This window comes from Thermosulfurimonas sp. F29, assembly GCF_019688735.1.
Lineage (GTDB): Bacteria > Desulfobacterota > Thermodesulfobacteria > Thermodesulfobacteriales > Thermodesulfobacteriaceae > Thermosulfurimonas_A.
Map to the genome: position 1 here is coordinate 199,029 of NZ_JAIFYA010000003.1, position 21,432 is coordinate 220,460.

The following is a 21,432-nucleotide window of genomic DNA, read 5'->3' on the forward strand; positions in this document are numbered from 1 at the left end:
ATTTACGACCACTCCAGGGCCATCTGTCTTAGCCGGAAGAGCCGATCGCGCAGGGCCGCCGCCTTCTCGAACTCGAGATTCCGGGCGGCCTTCTTCATTTCCTTTTCCACCCGGCGGATCTCCTTCCTGAGTTCCTCCAGACTCTCAAACCGGTCCTCGTCCTCCACCTCGAGGAGTTTCGGGAGATCCACATAGTCCGCCTCGGCGATGCGGGCCAGCGTGTCCTCCACCGCCTTGGTGATCGTGCGGGGGGTGATGCCGTGTCGGCGGTTGTATTCCTCCTGAATGCGCCGGCGACGGTTGGTCTCCTCGATGGCCTTTTTCATGGAAGGGGTGACGGTGTCGGCGTAAAGGATGACCGTGCCGTTTACATTCCGGGCCGCCCGGCCCATCATCTGGATGAGCGAACGCTCCGAGCGCAGAAACCCCTCCTTGTCCGCGTCCAGAATGGCCACCAGCGACACCTCCGGGAGGTCAAGCCCCTCGCGCAGGAGGTTGATCCCCACGAGAACATCAAAGACCCCCCGGCGCAGGTCCCTTATGATCCTTGCCCGCTCCAGGGTCTTTATGTCCGAGTGGAGGTACTTCACCTTAATTCCCAGATCGGCGTAGTACTCGGTCAACTCCTCGGCCATGCGCTTGGTGAGGGTGCAGACCAGGACGCGTTCGCCCCGGGCCACCCGTCGGCGGATTTCGCCCAGCAGATCGTCCACCTGGTTTTCCGCGGGTCGGACCTCCACCCGGGGATCGAGAAGACCCGTGGGCCTTATGATCTGTTCGATCACCCGGCCTCCGGACTTCTCAAGCTCGTAGGGGCCGGGGGTGGCCGAAACATAGATCACCTGGTTCACCCGGGCCTCGAACTCCTCAAAGGTCAGGGGCCGATTGTCAAGGGCCGAGGGAAGCCGGAAGCCGTATTCCACCAGGGTCTCCTTCCGGGATCTGTCCCCCCGATACATTCCGGCGAGCTGCGGAACGGTGATGTGACTCTCGTCGATGAAGATGAGAAAGTCGTCCGGAAAGTAATCGAGAAGGGTGTAAGGGGGCTCCCCCGGCCTGCGGCCGTCGAGATGACGGCTGTAATTCTCGATGCCGTGACAGTAGCCCATCTCCTCGAGCATCTCCAGGTCGTAGAGGGTGCGCTTTTTGAGGCGTTCGGCGTAGAGGTGCTGGCCCCGTTCCTCGAACCAGCGCACCCGCTCCTCCAGTTCCTTCCGGATCTCCTCGATGGCCCGCCGGAGCCGGTCCTCCCCGGTCACATAGTGGGTGGCCGGAAAGATAACGGTATCCCTGAGGCGTCCCAGCACCTTCCCCCGGAAGGGATCAATGACCTTGATGGCCTCGATTTCGTCCCCGAAAAGCTCGACGCGCAGCGCCCGTTTTTCTTCACTGGCCGGGAAGATCTCGATCACATCCCCGCGCACCCGGAAGGTCCCCCGTTTAAAGTCGTAGTCGTTGCGTTCGTAGTGCATGGTAACCAGGCGGCGGATTATCCGGTCCCGGGAAAGACTCTCCCCCACCCGCAGGTAGAGGTGCATCCGGGCGTATTCCTCGGGAGAGCCCAGGCCGTAAATGCAGGAAACGCTCGCCACCACGATCACATCCCGGCGGGAGAGTACCGCGGAGGTGGCCGCGTGCCTGAGACGATCTATGAGGTCGTTTATGGAGGCGTCCTTTTCGATGTAGGTGTCGGTGGCCGGGATGTAGGCCTCGGGCTGGTAGTAGTCGTAGTAGGACACGAAGTATTCCACGGCGTTTTCCGGGAAAAAACGGCGAAACTCGTGGTAGAGCTGGGCGGCCAGGGTCTTGTTCGGAGCGATGACCAGGGTGGGACGGTTGACCCGGGCGATCACATTGGCCATGGTAAAGGTCTTGCCGGAGCCGGTCACCCCGAGGAGCACCTGGTGTTTCACCCCGGAAAGAATCCCCTCCACCAGGGCCTCGATGGCCCGGGGCTGGTCCCCGGTGGGTTTCAGCTCCGTGGCCAGGTGGAACCTTTCCTCCCTAACCCGCGGCCCGTAAAACATGACTATCAAGGAAAGTGCTTATAAATGTCTTTTCTATGCAAAATGCGAACAAAAATTACCGTGTCTTCTTCAATCTCTAGGCCTATTCTGTAGTCTCCAATCTTAATTCTCCATTGGTTTGATCCGCTTCTCAATTTTTCCAAATCTCCTTTAAACTCTGCTATCTCTCCTATGTTTTCCAATATTTCTATCGTATCCTTTACCTTTGCCAAAACAGTTTTATCTTTGATTTTCTTCAAATCCCTCTTAAAGCTTTTCTCAAACTTTACTTTCATTTGGAAAGTATTTCCATTATTTCGTCCTTGCTTACAAAATCACCTTTTCTTCCCTCTTCAATTGCCTTACTTAGAGCAACATCTTCTATGACCTCCTCCACGATTTCTTTAAACAGTTCGCGCTTCTCCATCATAATTTTAAGTAAAACTTCTTCCAAAATGGCTTTAAGTTCCTGCTCTTTCAAGGTTATTTGCATTTTTTTCCTCCTGATAAAGCGTGTTTTATGATGGTCGGCGGAAAAGTCTGGCGAAGGGGAAGTTGATGGCGCAGGGGCCGAGGTGGAAGGTGAAATCCTCCCGCACGAACACCCCACGGCTCCGATAACGCCCCCCGGAAAGCTCGAAGACCTCGGCCTCCTCCCGATCCGGGTCCACCAGCACATAGTACTTCACTCCGGCCTCCTGATATAGGTTGAACTTGAGGATGCGGTCCTTGGCGGCGGTGGCCGCGGAAAGCACCTCGAAGACCAGGACCGGGGCCTCGGTGAGGGGTCCGTCCTCGGGGAGCTTTCCGCAGAAGACCAGGTTGTCCGGCTGCACCACCGTGTCCTCGGCGATCTTCCAGTCCACCGGAAGAAGGGCCACGCACCCGGGACAGTCCGCCTCCTCCAAGGCCTCCTCGAGAAGACGATGGACGCGTCCGCTCAACAGCTGATGTTTGGGGCGGGGCAAGGGGGCCATGGCGTAGGGCACCCCCTGAATGAGCTCCCACCGCCCCTCCCATTGACGGTAGTCCTCGTAGGTGTAATGGGGAAAGGCCCTCAAGATCCCCGGCGAACCCATGGGCCTCCTCCATAAAGAGGTTCTTTTACTTTTCATTATAGCCGATTTTTTCGAGATATCTCTCCGTCCATCTTTCCAGGTCCTTTTTGATCCGGTGGAGGGGTTTTCTTTCCTTCAAAGCCACTCCGGCCAGGTCCTCGTGTTCGGGTTTGGCCTTGAGGCGGCCCGAGGGGGTTCGAGCCAGTTTGAGGCGCACCGTCCCGTAAGGGGTTTCCATTTCCCGCACCTCCCGCGGGAGAACGCGCCTTTTCACCCGTCGGATACGCACGCCCAGAGTGGAGGTCTCCTCCAGAACGAGGTCGGAAAGCCGGGAGACCTCCTCCGGGCGGCAGAGCACCTCGAGCCTCACCCCGGGCCGGCCCTTTTTCATGAAGCGGGGGGAAAATCCCACATCGAGAGCCCCTGCCGAAAGGAGCCTTTCGGCCACATGGGCCAGGGTCTCCGGGGTCTCGTCGTCGAGATCGGTGACTATTTCGCAGACCTCTTCTTTTCCGATGCGGGAGGAGGTTCCCACCAGGAGGCGCAGGAGGTTGGGACGGGTGCTCAGCTCGTGATGGCCGGCCCCGAGGCCCACCGTCTCGAGGGACATTTCGGGGAGGGGGCCGAAGCCCCGGGCGAGCACCCGCACCAGGGCCGCTCCGGTGGGGGTCACGGTTTCCAGGCGTTCCTCCACGCCGTAGACCGGCACGCCCCTGAGGATCTCCAGGGTGGCCGGTGCCGGGAGGGGAAGCACACCGTGGGCCGTATGGATCAGGCCCTGTCCCAGAGGAAGGGGCGAGACATAAAGCTCGGTGATGCCGAGACGCTCGAGCCCCCAGAGGACGCCCAGCACATCCCCCAGGGTATCCCAGGCCGAAAGCTCGTGGAGGTTCACGGCCTCCAGACTTACCCCGTGTACCCGGGCCTCGGCCTCAAAGATCCGTCGGAAAACCCCCCGGGCCTTTTCCCGCAACCCTTCGGAAAGATCCAGACGGTCAAGAAGGGCCATGAACTCCGCAAACCGGGAGGGAAGCCCTCCGGGTTCGGCCGCGGAAAGGCGGACCCTCAGGGCGGAGATCCCGGCCACCGAAACGCGTTCGGTTTTAAGAATAAGACCCCCGGGGAGGGTGGACAGGAAGGTGGAAAGATCCTCTTCCGGAACCCCGGCCGCGATGAGGGCCGCCAGGAACATGTCCCCGGCCACCCCCCCCACGGCCTGGAGGTAGGCCCGCTTATTTTCCCTTTCGGTCATGCCGAAAAGAATAGGATAAGATCCCGCGTTTGGCCAGAGCCAGTTTCCGGTTATAATTTTGGGCAGGATTGACAGGTTCGGGTTTTCATTTTACTTCTTTAAACGAGCCGAGGTGGCGGAATTGGTAGACGCGCTGGATTCAGGATCCAGTGGGGATACCCCCGTGCGGGTTCGAGTCCCGCCCTCGGCACCATCTTTTCCTTGATTATCACGGCTTTCAGAAAGGCGGGGTCGCTTCCAGAGACGGTGTGGGGACACCTTAAATAATCCCTCTCAATCCGTTGATATTCAAAGGAATTGTCGAAGGTTCGTGTTGAAAATTACTCTCAACAAGTGAGGTTTAGGGGATTCGATTTCCGATTTTGGGTGATTATTCCCGATTAGAGGAAGCCTTCTTTTCCTGCTTCTCGAGCCAGTCCCCAAGGGAAACCAGCTTTCGGGACCGGTCCTCCACCTCGGAAAGGGTGATGAGCTTCGGGTTGAGACGGACATACTTCCGGGTGGTTCTCACTTCCGAATGTCCCATGTAAGCTCCAATCTCCTCATAGGAAAGGCCTGTTTGAGCAGCTGATAGGCGAAATAGTGCCTCACGCCCTCATATCAAGACCTATCTCAGCGCAAGCCTTCCTCCAGAGCTTTGAAAGCAGGGCCTCCCCGTAGTGGTCCGCCCTCGAATGCGAGAACACAAAAAGGGACCTTTTGCGCCGGAAGAAGGCTCTACCTTTTCCCTTTATACCCGGACACAAAAATTTAGGTACCACCACCCCGCCGTCCCTTCAGACTCAAGCGTTTCCGGGACGCGTCAAAGAGTGTCAAAAACTCGCTTATCGCAATAGGGTCTCAATTACGATGTCCTCTAACTGGGCTTTTTTTCGAGGAATTTGGCGCGCCCGGGAGGACTCGAACCTCCAACCTTTGGATTCGTAGGAAAATACGCCCCTTCGTGCGAGGCAGTAAAAGCGAGAAAACGAAAGAAATCGTGCGTTCGTGAGGCGCTCTTTCTTTCCCTGGATTTTCCCTGAGTGGATGTGGTGTAGTTAAGGGTAAACATATACAACATCTAGGGGTCCCGTGCACCGCAGCAGTGGCGAGGCATTCCGGCGAACGGGTTGAGAGGCGAGGAAAAGAGAGGACCCCGGGAACTGCCCCCCGGGGTGGCGGGTTAGAAGACGAGCCAGATGTAAGCGTCACCCGACACACATCTAAAACCATTTATGACGTGCTCGCCCCACCGGACCGAGCCGTTCTCGGGACCGTCGCCGTTATCCAACCTTTCATCCAAGGCGTCGAGGAAGCGGATGAAGGGGTGGTCCGGCTCAGGCAAGCAGCGGTAATACACGTATCTGTTCCGCGGGTCGGCCTTCCAGACGTAGTCGAGCGGCGAAACGTTCGCGGACGCGCGCAGGCGAACAAATACGCGCCGGTAAGGGTTTTCGTCCGCGAGCCAGACCCAGACCTCTGGGTCAAAAACAACTAGTTTGTTGCGCAAAACATCATCCGTGCTGAGATACCCTATGTCGAACAGCGCAGCTAGAAAGAAACCGCGACGAGAGAGTCCCGCAATATACAGCGGTTCGAGGTCTTGCGAGTATCCCTGCGTGCTCACTGTCGCATCCTTCACCCAGACATCCCCCTCACGGACGAGAGCGGACTGGAACGCCGTTCGTACCGCCAGGACATCCTCTATCGCGGCGGCTATCCGTGCTTTTTCTATCCACTGTAGGATTAAAGGCGCAACGACCGCCGCGATAACGGCAACGACCGCGACGGCAAGAACCACCTGCAAGACCGCGCTTCCTCTCTGTCTGTGTCTCTGTCTGCGCATACCCTCACCCCCTACATGTTTTTCTATATGTTTGTAGGAAAGAAGAACGAGAGAAAAATTTCTTGCGTTGAGAAAAGGTTTTCGAGGACTGTTCGTCAGAAAAAAGGTTCACGGGAAAGAGAAAACAGAGAAAATTTCTGTTTATCCTCGCCTCACCTCGACGGCCTCGACCGGGTGAGGCATTCGAGGTTTTTCTTGGTTGGCTTGTAAGAGTTCCTACAAAGTAGCCATCCACTTTACCTAAAACCTCGCCGGACCGCGTCTGAAAAACCTCTCTAACAGTTCCGCGTGCGTTCCGTGGACGGGTGGGGTCGAACCGCAGCTCAGAAAAGGCGTTCTGGTCGTTCCTGGCCTGAATATATTTCGAAATTTTAAGCGAAAATCTTAAACAGGTATCAAACCCTTTGTTAGACATATCCCCTCAAAATTCCCCCTCTATGTTTCGAAATTTTACGGATTTTTCCCTGGCTCTTCTTTTACCCGAAAAGGACAAAAAACGAGTGGGAGGTGTCGTTATGAAAGTGTGGCACAGGTTCAAGTGGAAGGATGGACATAAAGTAGACGAACTTACGGCAAGGAAAGCTATCCGGTATAAGTGCCTCGACTGCTCGTGTTGGAACGAACGGGAAGTGAGAGAGTGCGTCGTGAAAGACTGCCCTCTCTACCCGTTCCGTATGGGTTACGCTCGCCCACCGGAAAGTACCGTCGAACCGCCTGCCACCGAAACTACTTAACCCTCACCTCACGCGACGGGACTGGACATCCCGTCGCCTTTCAACCCTTCCTTAAACGCGTCGTTTTTCCCAAAATCCGGATATACGGTTTACCGTTTGAAAACGGAACGCGTCAAACAGGTATCTAGATACCTGTCCGCGATATTTAGCCTCAAAAACCCCGGAAAAGTAGGGGGTTTCGCGGCAAAAACAGGCGGATTTTCGAAGGGTCCAAACCTCACCTCAGCCTCGACCTAAACCTTCGCCGCGTCTCTCGGTTCTCTCTTCTCTATCTCTTGTAAGAGTTCCTACAAGTTAAGCGCAGAGAGAAACAGGACCCCCGCCCCGGCGAGGGCAAGGGTGGGGTGGGGCTACGCTGGAAGAGGTTCCGCGTCGTCCTCGACCTCTAAGACGGGGATAAAAGCGGAAGGGTCCCGGACGGGCGGGCGGTCGCCGCAGAGTTCCTGGATGAGAAGTCCCGCCAAAACGAACCTCACCTCGCCCAGGACTATACCGACGTGTGTAAGAGAGGACGCGGCGTAGCGTTCCCCCAGGCGGCGGGCAAGGGCGGGAAGTTTGGGGTCCTGGCTCGCTGCGAGAACCTCGACCGCGTTAGCGGCGGTTAGGATGACCTCTGGGACGGGCGAGAACGGAAGAGCCTCGCCCGCGGCGTCGAGAAGGTTGAAGGCTTGTCGCAGCGTTTCCTGTCTCATCTCATACCCCTTTCCCGGGGACGGTCTCACGCCGTCCCTGGGTGTGGTTTACATGGAACAAACGTCGTCCTCGTCTTCCTCGTCTTCGAGGTGGTCGTCGAGGTTAAAGCCCGTGTAGCCTGTGAGACGGGCGCGGAACGACAGGTCGTCGAGGAAGTGTTTATACTCATCCGGCGTGATGTCGCCTAACCGGTACGCCATCTCAGCCTCGTCTAGTAAACCACGCAGGTCGTCGAGGTAATGTGGTGAAGCCTCAGAGAGTTTCTCAAGCCTCTCGTAAAGTTCTTGTATTCTCATTTCTTGTATTCCCATGGCACACCCCCTATTTGGTGTGTTTACATCCCCAAACCGTCCTCGGCCTCTTTCTCGTCTTCCTCGTCTTCGAGGGCGAGGGTCTGTTTGACGCGCCGGAACTCGTCGTCGGTTAGTTCCCCGTGTTTAAAAGCCTCGCGCGCCTCGGCAAGCAGGGCGCGGAATACCTCGTCTCGTTCGCGCTCGATGGTGCCTCGGTCTTGGTCAAGCAACCCGGCCTCGGCGAGTTTGAGACCGACCGCGTAATATTCAGCGATGGCGTCGACGTGTTTGAGTAAAGCGTTTGCGTTACTGGTCATCTCTCACACCCCTTTTAGTGTGTTTTTGTCGTCCGTTAAGCATCACACCGTAACGAAGCGTAAGCAGGCGTTTTTCCAACTCAAACTCTTCCGGTGAAAGCAGACCCCACCTAACGAGGTCTCGCAGGAAGAGAAGTTCGTCCGCGGCTTGGTGTTCAAGTTCTAGCCAGTCCGCTTCTCTCATTCCTCAACCTCGTACAGCTTTTTGAAGAGTTCGAGGGTTTCGTCTTTTAGTGAAAGCAGACCCAGTAAGCAGGCGGCGCGAAGGTCAAAAAGAAACGCCTCGGCGGGCTTCCCCGTCCGCCACGCCGCCTCTTCCAGTTCCGTCAGTTCCCTGAAGACCCGTTCTCGTCCTTGCACTTTTCCACCCCCTTTCTTGCTTCCTCGAGGGTCTCGACGCGCCCGTCCTCGTAAACGAACAGCACGTCCTCTTCCGGGACGGCGTTCCCGCCTTTCACAAAAGGCAGAAGCTCGTCCATAGCCTCTTCCATCTTCGCACGGACTATGTCTGCTACTTCGAAACGCAGGTCCTCGCGCACGCAGTAAACCAGCTCGTCGTGAATGAGCAGGACGGGGAAAGCCGCGTCGAGCCAGCCGCGGCGGGCGAGTTCGACGCGGATTTTCACCATCGCGAGGGCGGCGATGTCAAAGCCGGTGGCCTGACCATGATAATTGAATGCTCGCTTTAACCCTTCAGCTAATGCCTTGCGTTCCGTCCACTCGCCGCGGTTGCGTTTTAGCGTAGTGTCCTTATCCCACTCTTCCTTACTGGGCGCTTTGGCTAACAGCGAACGCCCGCCCGGGGTGTAAACCCAAAACTGGCCGTCGTTGCGGTAGTAGATGCGGCGGATTCGACGATGCCAGTCGGCTATGCCCTGGTAGAGAGAAAAGAAAGCCGCGTGCCACCTCTCGCAGTCTTCAAGCGAAGGGTCCGCACCTTGCTGTTTGAGCGTCCGATAAAGGGCTCGCGGGGACCCGCCGTAAACGAGAAGGAAGTTCGCGCCTTTGCCTACCTGTCTTTCTTCTTTCGAGACTTCATCCTTGCCGAACAGCGCCGAGGCCGTGCGACGATGTAAGTCCCCGCCGTGCTTCCCGTCCACCAGGACCTCTCGCATCTTCTCTTCCTTTGCAAAGTGGGCGACTATGCGTATCTCTTGTCCGGGAAAATCGGCTCTGATAAAAACGAACCCCGGCGGTGGGACGAGCAGGTCCTTCTTGTACTGCCGCGGGATTTGAAGTAGGTTGGGGTTGCGGCAGACATAGCGCCCGGTCGAAGCCCCGCAAGCGCCGACGATGATACGCGCCGGGTCCGCCGCTACGTAACCGGCTAACAGGTCGAACTCTTTTTTAATCTTCCCCAACTCTATCGCCTCAATGACCAGGTCTACCGCGTCCGGGGGAAGCTTCCCCGCCTCAATCATTTTTACGAGCTCGGCCTTGGCGGTTTTGTTGAAGCCGTCAACCTCGACCCCAAACTTGCGCAGTCTCTCGACAATCTTCCGGTTCTGCGAGTACTTGAAACCCCACTTCCGGGCGAAGTCTTCCCCGCGTTTATCTACTGCCTTTCTCAACTCTTCCACGCGTTCTGTGTAGCGAGGATTGACGCGGTAGTAACGTTTGAGGGAAGTTTCGAGCCGGACGTGTTCAACGAGCCAAACGCAGAGCAGGTCCAGGCCGTCCCGCTTCCAACCCGCCCGTAACAGCGCGTCGCGTTGCGCTCTGTAAACGTGTAAAAGAACCGCGGCATCCCTGGCGGCATACTCGAGCTGGCTCTGGGAAAGTTCCGTTTTGTTCCAGTCTGAGGCTTGCTCGTCTTTTGAAAGTTCGAGGTCGAGATACTTTTTCACCACCGACGCGAGGCTCGGTCCCGGCACGGTGGGACGCCGAGCATGGGTACCCTGAACTAGACGTTCAAAAATCATTGTGTCCCACACTCTGGACGGAATCTCAGCCCAGGTCCCGGCGGCCTCGCGCCAGACGGCGAGGTCAAACGCCGCGTTGTGGAAGACCCACAGTTTGTCTTTCCCCACCTCAAAAAGGCGTCTCAACCGCCCGGCGGCGTCGCCCAGGGCGAAAAGGTCGAGTATGTAGACCTTCCTACGTCCGGTGTAAATTGAGAAAAGCCGAGGCTTCATTCGCCAGGGTATCACCTTTTCCGCGGCGTCCTTGTCTTCAGCGACGGTCTCAAAATCCGCGTAGACCACCTTTGCCTGAGAGACCGCCCGCAGGGCTTCTTCAAAACCCGCATCGTCCCTCACCAGGACCCACTCGCAATCGAGAGGGTGTTTTGTAAGGATTCCTACATTTGAAGTGTCTTTGGTAGGTTTGGTAGGTAAAACGGTCCGGGGCGTCAAGCGGAAAGGCTTCTCTTCCGCCGCCCGCCGCGCCTTGACCGCTTCCACCAGGCGGCTGCGGCGAGGGGTGGGGTGGCGGTTCGTCTTAAGGCGAACCGCCAGTTCCACTGCCCGCTCGTCCCTCTCGAAGTCAAGCGCCAACCTCAACCAAGCCATCGCCGCACCTCCTATTTAGTTTTGTTGTTCCCCTTTAATGGGGCGGGCTGTATAGAACAGCCCGCCCCATTTAAAGTTATTGTTAAAGTTATTGTTAAGGGCTGAAACGGTTACAGCCTCAAGGGTTTCCGGGCACGAGCGTCCGTTTTGGGTCCGCGAAGCGTCCGTTTTGGGTCCGCGAAGCGTCCGTTTTGGGTCCGCGCGAAAAGTTTGTTTTCGAACCTGAGCGAACCGTCCGCGGCATGCGAGAGAGGTATGTTTAGTAGAGGGGCTATCCGCGAAACGTGTTTGCGGTAGAACTCTCTTACGTGCCGGATGCGAGGTGAGGGGGCATATACGTGTAATGTTAGTATCTTCCAGAGAAAATCCTCTCTTTTCCCCTGTCTCAGGTCTCTAGCGTGTGCGAGAAGCTTTAAATATGCATAGCGCGCATGTCGTCCACGCAGAGCGTGAAAAAGGCGCACGTCCAAGGCAACGCAAGCCCCTTTATTAAGGGCGGATATCCAGGTTTTAAGGAAAACATCGTCGAACTCTACATAAATACCCTGGTCAAGCACGGTTCTACGCAAAATACGTTCAAAACGCGGGATTTTAGGTGATTTATAGACGCTATCTTTCGTATTACATTTAAAAGAGGTCAGGAAACGGACGCTTTCTCGTATTCGTTCTCGCGTTTTGGCGTTTAACGGAAGAGCACAGACTCGCGCTACTTCGTGTGCGCTCGTTTTAAGCGAGAAGTACTTTCCTTTTTGGCGGTACAAAGCTACCAAAGCGGCGAGAACGAGGGTGTCAAAAGGATTTATGCGGTAGGTGTAGAAAACACCCGCGACGCAGTCTACGTCGTCTTCATGTTCGATACGTCGCGCAAAGACCCAGGGACCGGTTAAAAACCAGTTTGGTATGCGTATGCTAGACTTTTGCATTCTTATCACCCCCTTTGACGGATTTACCAGTTTCGCTGAGAGCATCTTGTATGCACTGCGGTTTCGCTGTCTGGTAGGTTAGCTCTTCATCCTTCCGGAAGAGGTTTAGATAGACCGTGTCAAATTTACTTTGTCTGTTAGCTTTGACGCACACCGCAGCGACCCAGTCGCGACATGCCTCAACAGCGTGGGATTTGAGTTTTCTGATAGAAGGCGGCAACCCAAGATGCGCTTTTAGAAGCGCGACGACAAAACGAGTGGTATTTTGAATGTTCATTACGCCTGAAATGGCGCTTGCTATCAACTCTTTATTGTCAAAATCTAAAGCTTCTTTAGCTATCTCGCTAAGAAGAGCTTTGTTCATGTGGTGAAGAATGAAGATAGTAGCGCCCGTCTTTTTTGCTATGTGGTAGAAGTGTTTAAACGTTTCGGTGACGTCCAGATTGTTATTTGCATCCACGCCTAAGGCTGAAAGGTGGTCTACGAAGATTAGCGAGAAACCTTCGTGGGCCAGCGCGGTTACGTAGCTGAGCAGTTTCTGGGCTTCTGGTGTAATGCGCTCGTGACGGAAAAAGCGCATACCCGGAATGTCGAGCGTTTCATCGTCCTCGATGACAAACCAGGTTTCGGCTTTGCTTCGTTCTAGTAAAAACGCCCGGTCCTGTTCTGGGAGGCGGGCTTTTAGCCAGGACAGCCTTTCTAACAGGTCTACGCGAGGCTCTTCGAAAGAAATAAAGGCGGCCTTCAAACCTTGAAGCCCTGCAAGTAGGCAGACATAAAGAGCGAGGGTAGTTTTCCCCACTTCACCAAACCCCGCGAGCAGAGCAGCGCTACGACGGGGGATGTGAAATGGGACTTCTAACAACGGCGTTGATTTTTCAATGTTGTCAGCGTCAAGGAACGCGTCCCTGCGGTGAAGGTACAGTTCGGGGAAGGCTTTTTCAGCTTCGGCGCGAATCGTCAGACGTTCTATCTGCGCATTTTGAAGAAAATGCGCTCTACTCTCGCAGAGACGTAGAAAATTTTCTCTCGAAAGAGAAACGTCTTTGAAAGCTTCATCCGGGTCTTTAGCGTGAGGATTAAGGCTTTCGTACCGTAAAACGAAGACATCCGCGAACCTGATTCGCCGCAGAGCCTCTTTCAGCGCCTCGAATCCGGCGCGGTCCCGGTCGGGGGCAAGGATGATGATGGGAAAAATTTCAGCGAGCATTCGTCCTACCTGTGGTAAGGCAGACGCCCCACCCGCCGCAACGGGAACGATTGAGGGGTCCCGGACGGCTCGCGCTATTTGAAGAGCATCAAACTCACCTTCGACCAGGACCAGGGCTGTTTGTGACGGTTCTAGAGGTCGTCTGGCAAAGAAGACGATATTTCCGCCGTCGTTTGAGTTGTCTGAAAAGAAGAATCGCTTTTCGCGGGGTGGACGAAACTTCCAACGGCTCAGCCCGGTGGTGGGGTCGTGATAACGGAAAGCGATGTAAGCGGAACCATCGCGTTCTTCTATACTCAAGACGCCTTCTAACAGGAAGTCGGCGGCGTCTTCACCAAGGCGCTCGCGTAGGTATTTGAAACAGTCGTCTTTTGAGTACTTTTTTTCTTCCCGGTGGGTTTGAGGGACTTCCGGTTCAACATCCCCATTTCTGTCTGAAATAGAGAGTTTATCTGCTTCAATGTGACCTGATATCTGACAGCCGAAGCATTTAAAGCGAACCTTGTTTTCCCCGGTTCCCTTACGCAAGCTTAAGGTGAACGAAGGTGAAGTGTCTTTTCTTCCCACTCTTTCAGGGTGGAAGGGGCATAGCGCCGTGTGGTAAAAGTACCCAGCGCTTTCGCGGAACGGCGACCAGGTGAAGTCATGGTTGGGAAACTGTTTTTCTAGCTGCTTGCGAGCTTCCTCGAGAAGCTTGACCGCATCCTCTTTCCTTGCTACTTTATTCATGCAGGGACCTCCTATCCGTTCTTCTTGCCCTTTCCTCGCCCCCGCCCGTCGGGGGTTTAATTTGTTTGAGGTTCCCAAATAGGGACGAGGTTCTCGTCCGCGTCGAGGGTGAACCCTGTAGGGACGCGGTAGATTTTCGCCACTCGCCCTCGACTGTCCCGAACGATGCGCAGAAAGCCTTTCCGAGCCATTCTTTGCAAGGCTCGCTGTATAGTTGTGAAGCCAAGCGAGGTGTGCCTGGCTACTTGCGGGCTGGTAATCTCACTACGCCCGGCGAGGTAAGCGTGAATAAGGATGCTTTTTTCCACTGTGGACATCCCGCGCCCTCTAAGGATTGTTTCGACGACAGTTGCATTCTTCATTTTCATCACCCCCTGCAAAATGTCTTTTTATTCATGTTTAAATGAATAAAGATTGAGGAAAACTAAACCATTAAGTCCACTTTTAACCTGAGACCTGGACCGCCCGGACCGCCCGGTCGTCGAGGGGTTCCGGCGGCGAGAGGCGGGACGGACGCTAACTTGTAGGACTTCTTACAAAACACACGAAACGAAACCCCGCCGCCCTGGGTTTCGGCGACGGGGGTTTTTGAGGTGAGGCGTATGGTGAGAGGGAAGGGTTTTGCGCTTTAGTTGAAAAGGCGAGGGAACCGGCGGTGCAGGAACGCTTTCAGAGATGTTCCCCGGGCGAGGACGAATTCAGCGGGCATAGAAGAGAGGGGGATGATAAGGAAGGCGGACGAACCGTCCCGGTTCCACTTGAGGCGGCCGGGGATGCGTTCGTTTTTCTTTACAAACTCGCGGAAGACGGCGAGGTCTGCCAGGACCAGGAAGCGAAATCCGTCTCATCCGGTGCGGCGATAGCGTAGAAGAGGAAGTCCGCGTGACCTTGAAGGATTTTATCGAGTTCGGTTTCGCAATTTCGACGGATAGCGCGCAGAGTGATTTCCTCTCGCATTGTCTCGAAAAAGCGTTCCGCTCGCGGGAAACGTCTCACTCGGCAGGCGACGCGGGCGCCGCGGCTTTCGAGAACCATGAAGTCCGTCGCCTCGTCTCGGTCTATTGAGAGAGGTGCGACCGGGGCGAGGATTGAAGAAAGAATCGTTTGGACGTGAGGGACGAACCGGTCCGCCCACAACCAGTCGCGGCGGACGGCGCGGGAAACGTAATCAGGAACATCCTGGCGAGGTTGCAGTCGGGCTTGCGCGAGGTTTTTCTCTTCTTTATAAAGGTGAGAGAGACTGTCTAACCTTTCCATCACCTTTCCCCCTTCCGCCTCTTCCGGTTCCACCCCCGCCGGAAGAGGCTTTTCTCTTTTTGTTAAAAATCAAAGAAATTTCCGAGAGGAAAAGTGGATAGGAACCATCTCTTTTTATTGAGGGAAAGGGTATTGACGGGGTGGCGGGTGTAATTTTCTTGAGAAGGTAAACCTGAGACGCCTTCTTCCGGCGAGGCCGGGCGTTTTCTTCCTCGGAAGTCGAGGCGACGCTTTCTTCCGCCTCTCGGCGGTCGCCTCACTTCGGAAAGGGTTTCATCGCCTTCTTCCTGCTTCGCAGGACGCCTCACCTCGGAAGACTTTCTCAGTCGCCTTCTTCCGCCTTACGGCGGTCGCCCCACCCGTGCGCCGCCCTGGGGAAAGGATTCCTGCCTGAGCACCGCATTCCGCCTTCGGCTTCCGCCTCCCGGCGGATTTTCCACCGCGCAATTCCTTCCCCCCTCTCGGCGGCGCACGGAACCTCGACCTCGACTACAACCTCAACCTCGACTTCAACCTCGACCACGGTTTTAACCTCGGCGGTCTCTCGGCTCACAGACGGACCGCCTTCAAAAGAAATTTCGTTCTCAGTCGAGGCTTTAAAACAGGTTTTCGTGAAAATGCCGTTGGATTTCAATTTTAGTCTTCTTCTCTTTTTCTCTGAGATTTCTTTAAACAAATAATAAAAACAGAGGCAAAACGAACACGAGGAAGGGGGTAAGGGTGATGAGGAAAGGCGAATTTTTCAAGATTTGTTTTCTAGGAACGGTCTTGGGGGTTTTACTGGGGTTTTTAATTGCGTTGTCTGTCGCTCTTTTTCCTCGCGCTGTGGGAACCGTCGTCCAGTTCTGGAACGAACGCTCTATCCACGTCCGGGCGCAGGATTTGTCCGCGCTAGTCGAAGACGGCACCTGCCGTCTTCTTATCTTGGGTGACTCTCACCGGCGCGGCTCGCGAGACGGTCTGCGGGCGGTGCTGGCGTGTGAAGACAAGTATGAAGACAAAAATACGCAGAAGGGGGTGTAAAAATGAAAGCAAAAGCAAAAACGAAAACTCTACTTTTGGCGCTGGTTCTCTTCCTTTTTGCCTTCGCGGTCGTGGGGACGGCGAGGGCGATGGATGCTGATGAAGGGGATAAATATTTTCTCGGTATGATGGATAAGGTGAAGAAAGAGGAAGTTCCGAACGTGGTTCGTGCGATGATGCCGCCGAAAAAGGTTCTGGATAGGCTGGCGAAGTATTACGCGCCGGAATTCGGGGTTTCGGTGAGTGACGCGAAAGAGGCGTTCCGTTCCTCGGTGACGACCGAGGCGAGGAAGCTTGTCTATTGTCTCAAGCGGTTCTACAAATTTGGCAAAATCCGCCCTATGACGGAAGACGAGGCGAAGAAGTTCGAGGGAATGAAGCAGTATGAGGCCGCAGAGCGTGGAATAACGGTCGTTTACGACAATGATTTTTACAACGACCAAGACCTTCAAATAGCTGGTGTGGATAAGGCGAAGCAGTGTGCTTACTGGTTGTATAAAGATGGAAAAACCGGAACGGTGTTTATACCGCGCATGTGCGAGGTAGACGGGAAGATGTTTCTCACTGGGCTTACGGTATTCGCCCGGGGCGTAAAGACCCGCGACATGTTCGGAAGTCCCGCGGCTAGGGTTCCCATGCAGATTTTGCAGTGCTATTCCATCCAGGATAACGGCCCTGGCGTCGGGTTGATGTTCTAGCCGCACCGCCTCACCTCTTCCCCCTTCCTCGGGGGCGGTCCCGGTTTCTCTTCCGAGACCGCCCTTTTTTGTGTTTCGAGGTTCCGGGTTGGGGTTGAGGTGAAATTAAATGTATGACTTCATACAAGTTATCGAGAAACGAAAAGATAGGGGGGCGGCGAGGTTCCCCGCCGCCCCCGGCAGTAGGTGAGGGGCAGCGATGCGTTACATTCCGAACCCGTCCTCGTCCCAGTCGTCCCAGTCGGGCTGATAGTCCCGCGGTGGGATGCGGATAGAGGCAGCGTCATCTCGTCCCCACCGCAGGTCGTCCAGGCGGTTAGCTACGAGGTTGACAGTTCCGTCTATGGTGCTCAATTTTTCACTTTGAGTGTCCACCTTTTTAGCTAGTTCTCGCAGGGTTTCCCAGAGCGCCTGGACCTGTCCTTTCAAAACCGCGTTTTCTCGTTCTAGAGCCTCGATGCGTTTTTCGAGTTCATTCATGTTTACACCCCCTATCGTTTTTGATTATGTTAAATGAGTCCCCTTTCACGCAAAATATGTTTTGCCTCGACCGGGTGGATTTGCAGGTATACCGCCGTCGTCGTGAGGCTCGCATGACCTAACAGGTTCTGAACGAGCGTGAGAGGCACCCCTGCGCGGATGAGTTCGATTGCGCGGGTGTGCCGCAGGATATGCGGGTGGGACAATTTACGCGGTATCCCCGCCTCTTCAGCTCGCGCTCGGAAGACCTTGCGGAAGTTCGCCGGGTCGAGTTTGAAAAGCCGTCCTCTCAGGTCCGGGTGAGCTACAAGGATTTGCGAGAGTTCGGCGACGACATTTGCGGGAAGAAAGACGGTCCGAGTCGCCTCACCGCGGCGTTTCAGCGTGCGTATCCTCACCTCTGCGTTCCGCCAGTCGATGTCGGTATCGTCTTGTATTGCCAGGACCTCACCCAGGCGGGCGCCGGTGAAGCGTAAGACGAGAAAAGTCGCCCAATACCGGGCGCGCCTTTTCCTTTCTCGTTCCGTGCGCGCAGAGTCAAACCAGGCTTGGAATTGTGCGGTCAGTGAGTTCACCTGCACCTCGCTCAAGTAGGACGGAAGCCCCCGCCCGGTTGAGGCGGGGGTGAGGACGCCTTTCGAGGTTCGGACGGCTAGAGTATGCATGGTAACACCCCCTTAGAGGATACTTCTACGACGGAACGGCAGAATCCGGGTGGGTTCCGTCGTCGAGGTTTCGGGCGAGGTTGGGGTTTTAGGTTCTTTTTCAACCTTCTTAGCTTCTCTTATCCTTACCTCATTAGCTTTCTTGATGAGTTCCTGTCTGGCTTGACGGTAGATGTTATCAGCCAGTTCGTCCGCAATCGACTGCATAGACCACCTCTCGCGGTGCCAGACGAGACTCTTCAATCTCGCCCAGCTATCCGTCAGCTCTTCAAAAAGCCGCGTAATGTCGTCGCGAGGGGGGACGGTGCAAACATGGAACGTGTGCAAGACCGACCTGGTCGTTTTCGTCACGACGCCGTGTGTGGTATAGATTTTTCGCTTTTCTTCTAACGGAACCTCTTCCCTCACCTGGATTATGAGTCGCCACCGTTCGTCGTTATCTTTTTTCTTTTGTTCTTCCTCGTCTTCACGCATATCCTCTCTGTTCTCGACTTTTACGCCTGATGGAATGTAACGGACGAGCATAACTGTATCACATTCAAGTAAGAAATCCGGGTCAAGAGGGTCGCGTCCGCGCAGGAACTGATGCAATTTCTGTTCGCTCTTCGATGGTTCTTTCCTGCGTTTTCTCTTCGCCCAAGCGAGAAGCGCGGTCTGGCAAGCGCGGCAAAGTTTCGTAAAGAGCATCCATTCCCGGCGAACCATCTCGCGCCAGAGGTCCTCGTGTTCGCCCAGTTTCGCGTCTTTCGCCCAGTCCGGAAGAACCTCGTCTAAGACCATCCAAAACTCGCCCATCGCCTCGTTTCTTTCTACCGCTTCAATTGCATTCATCTGCCTCATCCTTCTTCCCCCTTTCAACTACCTTTTTTAATAATATGAAGAAGAGTGAAACAGAGGAAAACAGGACCAGAGCTTCCACTTTTTATCCGCTCAGAATCCTTAATTTTCAAGGCTTCTCGGTCGTGGTTGATTACCTTCAATCGAGGTTTCTACCCGAAAATGGATAAAAACGAGTAGAGATAAAAGAGAGGGACGGCCTCGACCGTGAGACCGTCCCGAGAGGGGGTGAGGGTTAGAGGGTTTTTTCCAGGTCTTCGAAGGTCTCTGCGCCTCTGCCCTTAGCGAACGCATCCGCCCTGGGGGATAGGCTGTCCGCGACGGTCTTTACCGCCGCGCCTTCGCCGCCTGCGAAGGCGGTCGTTATCCGGTTTTGAGCTTGTGCTTCCGCCTGCTGGAACACCCCCGTCACCGCGCCCATCGAGAACGCGCCGTAAAGCATCGGGCGATACTCTTGTCCGAAGACCACCTGGTGGGCCAACATGGGAAGAAGAGTCAAGCCGAAACTCAAACCGAGAGGCCAGAACAAATCCGTTATCAGTTTGAGAGGGTTTTGGACGCTTAACCCTAGAAAACTGTGCATGTATGCGTTCAATATTGACCAAAAATAAGTCAAACCGTTCGAAAACAGATTCGAGATAAAACTCAGCGTCATCGCGCTTGCCACGCCGAGAGCCGCGAGTTCCGCACCCACCGCTACCGGGACGAAAGCAAATCGCGCCATCGGGATGAGCGAGAATTCCCCTCTCTGCTCGTCCGCGCCCACCGTAGCCGTCATGGTCTTTCCGAACGCAAAGAGCAGCCACACCGGTAATAACGCTATCCCCGCCGTGGTTCCATAGAGAGCGGTAAAGTAGCCGAGGGTATACATGAGAAGTAAGCCTGAAACCGGAAGCATCGAGAGAGCCATGATGGCTATTCTTACCGGTCCTTCGAAGAGTTTGACCGCTCGCGAGAGAAAAGTAGCGAGTTTCGAAACTATCTGGTCGAGGCCGAGTTTTTTGAGGAATTTCGCTGTGAAACCGGTTCCTACTACGCCTGCCACAACCTCATTACCGTTAATCCAGTCGTCGGTCTCTTTATTTTCGCTTACCCCAGGCTCTTTAACTTTGAACCCCGACCACGGAATTATCCCTTTTACGGGCGCAAGCGCGCTTCTCAGAACGCCGGACGCGTCCGCGAGGTTCCCATACTCGCCGGGTCCGCCCTCACTACCCGGAACGAGAGGCACCACCTCGGCAAACACCAACCGGTCCGTGAGAAGCGAAGCGTAGACGGAAGAATTGCCGAACCGGTACTCGTCGTACTTGTCGATGTTCCTTTGCGCAACCTTTCTCATGTAGAGAAGAGCGCCGGTAATGTTTTTTCCCAGCTCAAGACACGCCCGGTTGGCGCGAAACTGGGTGTCGTCTGAACGCAACAACTCGTCGTATTTCCTGTACGCGGCCTCGAGATTTTCAGGGCTACTACAAGCCTCGTCCCGGACGCTGAAGCCGAAGTCCGCAGAGTCGAGAAGCCCCGCAAGCGCGCCTATCAAAGAGTTTCCACCGCCGAGAGAGAAACTACCGCCGAAAAACTCGCCTACAAGGTTGTTTACGATATCGTTCAGGCTGCCGAACCCTTGCCCGCTTCCGGTACTTGCCACCGCAGGTTTTTTCACCTTCACCTTGCACGGGTCGAGGACCTGGACGAGGCCATCGCCTCTTTCCCAGTCCACATCGTCCGGGTGAATGTCGAGGTCTGCCCTGCAATTTTCGAGAAAGAGCGGAAGGTGAGTGCGCACAAACAGCTGAGGTGAGACGCCCGCTTTCTGCGCGTCGAAGTAGTTCTGCCCCACGTTTGCCGTGACTATCGCGGGGTTTTCGTCGAGGGTCCCCTCACGGGCGAGTTTCACTATCCGGTCCATCGGAACCGCCTTGGTCACATAAGCCACGTCGGGACTCTTTACCCGCCGCACGGCGTACCTCGCGTATCCATACACCCCGCCAGGGAACCTCTGAAGGCTTGGCGCGACGATGGTCGTCTCAGGCAACTCCCCCGCGCCGTATACTTCCGCGCTGTCTGCCAAGGCCGCAAACGAGTAGTCGCTGAACCGTCCTTGTCCCTTTAAAGCCCTTTCTGCGTCTTTCATCGCCCTTCGTATTTTCCCCGCGAGGAACTTCCCCTTGAACACATCCAGCTCGGCCAGGTGTGACGCGGTGAACGATAGCGAAGCGAAGGTGTTGTAGAGAAAGATGAGAGCCTTCCCCGCCCCGGAACGGCTGGAAACCTCGTTTAAGGCGGCGAGCGCGCCGCGCAGACCTTTATCCCCGCTTCCCGGCTCGACGACATAGACGGTCATAACTTCTTTCTTGAACTCGCCCGTAGCGCAGGCGTTCTCGCCGGGAAGCGTCGCAAACGACACGCCCTCGGTGAGGTACGCGTACGCCTCAAACGGCATTCCGCCGAAAGCGTCCACCTTGACCTCACGGGCGTCGTTGCCGGGGTTGAGAAAGGTGATTGCGCGGTTAACGCTCGTTCGAAACCGGGATTCCACGCTGTCGGGAATAACCGACCTGTCCCCCACCTTAATGACCGCGCCTAAGAGAAGCGTAATAAGAAAGGTATTCAATACCAACTTCGCCGCCCAGATGGCAATGGCATCCGGTCGCCTATGAAGTGCGTCACCAGAGAAACCGTGAGGTAGTAGACGACCACGACGGTAGCTATCGCGGGCAAAGCATAGAGAAGGATGGTAAAGACTCGCGCCATCAGTTCCGCCTGATGCGCGTCGAAAGCAAGTATCTGAGAGGTGGCTGATAGAGAAAGTCCGTCCATTTTCCCTCACCCCCTGTTTTTCCTTTTTCCATAATTAAGTTCCGGGAACGGTGAGGGAAAACATAAATTTCTCTCTATGTCCTTCAGCTTTCCCCTACTCTGTCG

Annotated in this window: 23 protein-coding genes and 1 tRNA gene; 3 read left to right on the plus strand and 21 right to left on the minus strand. The window is 55.4% G+C overall.

The features are described 5' to 3' along the window. Positions 1–2: 2 nt before the first annotated feature. Genes uvrB through larC form a run of 5 tightly spaced genes read right to left on the minus strand, consistent with a single transcriptional unit; the run spans position 3 to position 4,316 of the window. Complete coding sequence (gene uvrB / locus K3767_RS09345; protein ID WP_221173626.1) at positions 3–2,027, minus strand: excinuclease ABC subunit UvrB; 2,025 nt, start codon at positions 2,025–2,027, stop codon at positions 3–5. Between the two features lie 5 nt (positions 2,028–2,032). Next, positions 2,033–2,302 carry a type II toxin-antitoxin system RelE/ParE family toxin gene (locus tag K3767_RS09350; RefSeq protein WP_221173315.1) on the minus strand — a complete coding sequence of 90 codons (270 nt, stop codon included), beginning with the start codon at positions 2,300–2,302 and terminating at the stop codon, positions 2,033–2,035. Then, positions 2,299–2,499: a hypothetical protein gene (locus tag K3767_RS09355; protein WP_221173316.1), complete on the minus strand. Its 201-nt coding sequence runs from the start codon at positions 2,497–2,499 to the stop codon at positions 2,299–2,301. The genes K3767_RS09350 and K3767_RS09355 overlap by 4 nt, the downstream gene beginning before the upstream one ends. Before the next feature lie 25 nt (positions 2,500–2,524). Next, positions 2,525–3,085, minus strand: a complete 561-nt coding sequence (locus tag K3767_RS09360) for a Uma2 family endonuclease (RefSeq protein WP_221173317.1) — start codon at positions 3,083–3,085, stop codon at positions 2,525–2,527. Between the two features lie 25 nt (positions 3,086–3,110). Continuing rightward, positions 3,111–4,316 carry a nickel pincer cofactor biosynthesis protein LarC gene (gene larC / locus K3767_RS09365; protein ID WP_221173318.1) on the minus strand — a complete coding sequence of 402 codons (1,206 nt, stop codon included), beginning with the start codon at positions 4,314–4,316 and terminating at the stop codon, positions 3,111–3,113. A 106-nt stretch (positions 4,317–4,422) separates the two neighbouring features. On the opposite strand from larC, the gene K3767_RS09370 reads away from it, so the two are divergent. Next, a tRNA-Leu gene (locus K3767_RS09370) sits at positions 4,423–4,509 on the plus strand. Between the two features lie 177 nt (positions 4,510–4,686). Here K3767_RS09370 and K3767_RS09375 read toward each other — a convergent pair. From K3767_RS09375 to K3767_RS09425, 11 genes are all read right to left on the minus strand, one after another. Beyond that, positions 4,687–4,842, minus strand: a complete 156-nt coding sequence (locus tag K3767_RS09375; RefSeq protein WP_221173319.1) for a hypothetical protein — start codon at positions 4,840–4,842, stop codon at positions 4,687–4,689. A 636-nt stretch (positions 4,843–5,478) separates the two neighbouring features. Beyond that, complete coding sequence (locus K3767_RS09380; RefSeq protein WP_221173320.1) at positions 5,479–6,102, minus strand: hypothetical protein; 624 nt, start codon at positions 6,100–6,102, stop codon at positions 5,479–5,481. Positions 6,103–7,225: 1,123 nt separating this feature from the next. Then, on the minus strand, positions 7,226–7,567 hold the full coding sequence (locus K3767_RS09385; RefSeq protein WP_221173321.1) for a hypothetical protein: 342 nt from the start codon (positions 7,565–7,567) through the stop codon (positions 7,226–7,228). 48 nt (positions 7,568–7,615) lie between these two features. Continuing rightward, positions 7,616–7,879, minus strand: a complete 264-nt coding sequence (locus K3767_RS09390; protein WP_221173322.1) for a hypothetical protein — start codon at positions 7,877–7,879, stop codon at positions 7,616–7,618. Between the two features lie 23 nt (positions 7,880–7,902). After that, positions 7,903–8,178 carry a hypothetical protein gene (locus K3767_RS09395; protein WP_221173323.1) on the minus strand — a complete coding sequence of 92 codons (276 nt, stop codon included), beginning with the start codon at positions 8,176–8,178 and terminating at the stop codon, positions 7,903–7,905. Further along, on the minus strand, positions 8,168–8,362 hold the full coding sequence (locus K3767_RS09400) for a hypothetical protein (RefSeq protein WP_221173324.1): 195 nt from the start codon (positions 8,360–8,362) through the stop codon (positions 8,168–8,170). The genes K3767_RS09395 and K3767_RS09400 overlap by 11 nt, the downstream gene beginning before the upstream one ends. Beyond that, positions 8,359–8,538, minus strand: coding sequence for a hypothetical protein (locus K3767_RS09405; RefSeq protein WP_221173325.1), 180 nt, complete (start codon positions 8,536–8,538; stop codon positions 8,359–8,361). Before K3767_RS09405 ends, K3767_RS09400 begins: the two co-directional genes overlap by 4 nt. Next, on the minus strand, positions 8,505–10,688 hold the full coding sequence (locus K3767_RS09410) for a DNA polymerase (protein WP_221173326.1): 2,184 nt from the start codon (positions 10,686–10,688) through the stop codon (positions 8,505–8,507). Before K3767_RS09410 ends, K3767_RS09405 begins: the two co-directional genes overlap by 34 nt. A 909-nt stretch (positions 10,689–11,597) precedes the next feature. After that, on the minus strand, positions 11,598–13,550 hold the full coding sequence (locus K3767_RS09415; protein ID WP_221173327.1) for an AAA family ATPase: 1,953 nt from the start codon (positions 13,548–13,550) through the stop codon (positions 11,598–11,600). A gap of 789 nt (positions 13,551–14,339) precedes the next feature. Further along, positions 14,340–14,807, minus strand: a complete 468-nt coding sequence (locus tag K3767_RS09420; protein WP_221173328.1) for a hypothetical protein — start codon at positions 14,805–14,807, stop codon at positions 14,340–14,342. 322 nt (positions 14,808–15,129) lie between these two features. Then, complete coding sequence (locus K3767_RS09425; RefSeq protein ID WP_221173329.1) at positions 15,130–15,441, minus strand: hypothetical protein; 312 nt, start codon at positions 15,439–15,441, stop codon at positions 15,130–15,132. A gap of 89 nt (positions 15,442–15,530) precedes the next feature. On the opposite strand from K3767_RS09425, the gene K3767_RS09430 reads away from it, so the two are divergent. Together K3767_RS09430 and K3767_RS09435 are read left to right on the plus strand one after the other, a co-directional pair. After that, the gene (locus tag K3767_RS09430) at positions 15,531–15,830 is read left to right on the plus strand and encodes a hypothetical protein (RefSeq protein ID WP_221173330.1); all 300 of its coding nucleotides are present in this window, start codon (positions 15,531–15,533) and stop codon (positions 15,828–15,830) included. A 2-nt stretch (positions 15,831–15,832) separates the two neighbouring features. Further along, positions 15,833–16,528 (plus strand): hypothetical protein, encoded by a 696-nt coding sequence (locus K3767_RS09435; protein WP_221173331.1) that lies wholly within the window; start codon positions 15,833–15,835, stop codon positions 16,526–16,528. Positions 16,529–16,732: 204 nt separating this feature from the next. On the opposite strand, the gene K3767_RS09440 is transcribed toward K3767_RS09435, so the two are convergent. The 5 genes from K3767_RS09440 to K3767_RS09460 all read right to left on the minus strand — a co-directional run bounded on the left by K3767_RS09440 (position 16,733) and on the right by K3767_RS09460 (position 21,327). Then, positions 16,733–17,008: a hypothetical protein gene (locus tag K3767_RS09440; RefSeq protein WP_221173332.1), complete on the minus strand. Its 276-nt coding sequence runs from the start codon at positions 17,006–17,008 to the stop codon at positions 16,733–16,735. A 29-nt stretch (positions 17,009–17,037) separates the two neighbouring features. Next, positions 17,038–17,589, minus strand: coding sequence for a site-specific integrase (locus K3767_RS09445; protein ID WP_255592403.1), 552 nt, complete (start codon positions 17,587–17,589; stop codon positions 17,038–17,040). A gap of 96 nt (positions 17,590–17,685) precedes the next feature. Next, positions 17,686–18,513, minus strand: a complete 828-nt coding sequence (locus K3767_RS09450) for a hypothetical protein (RefSeq protein WP_221173334.1) — start codon at positions 18,511–18,513, stop codon at positions 17,686–17,688. Positions 18,514–18,745: 232 nt separating this feature from the next. Beyond that, entirely contained in the window at positions 18,746–21,121 is a 2,376-nt protein-coding gene (locus K3767_RS09455) for a hypothetical protein (protein ID WP_221173335.1), read from the minus strand. Further along, on the minus strand, positions 21,118–21,327 hold the full coding sequence (locus tag K3767_RS09460) for a hypothetical protein (protein ID WP_221173336.1): 210 nt from the start codon (positions 21,325–21,327) through the stop codon (positions 21,118–21,120). Before K3767_RS09460 ends, K3767_RS09455 begins: the two co-directional genes overlap by 4 nt. Between the last annotated feature and the right edge of the window lie 105 nt (positions 21,328–21,432).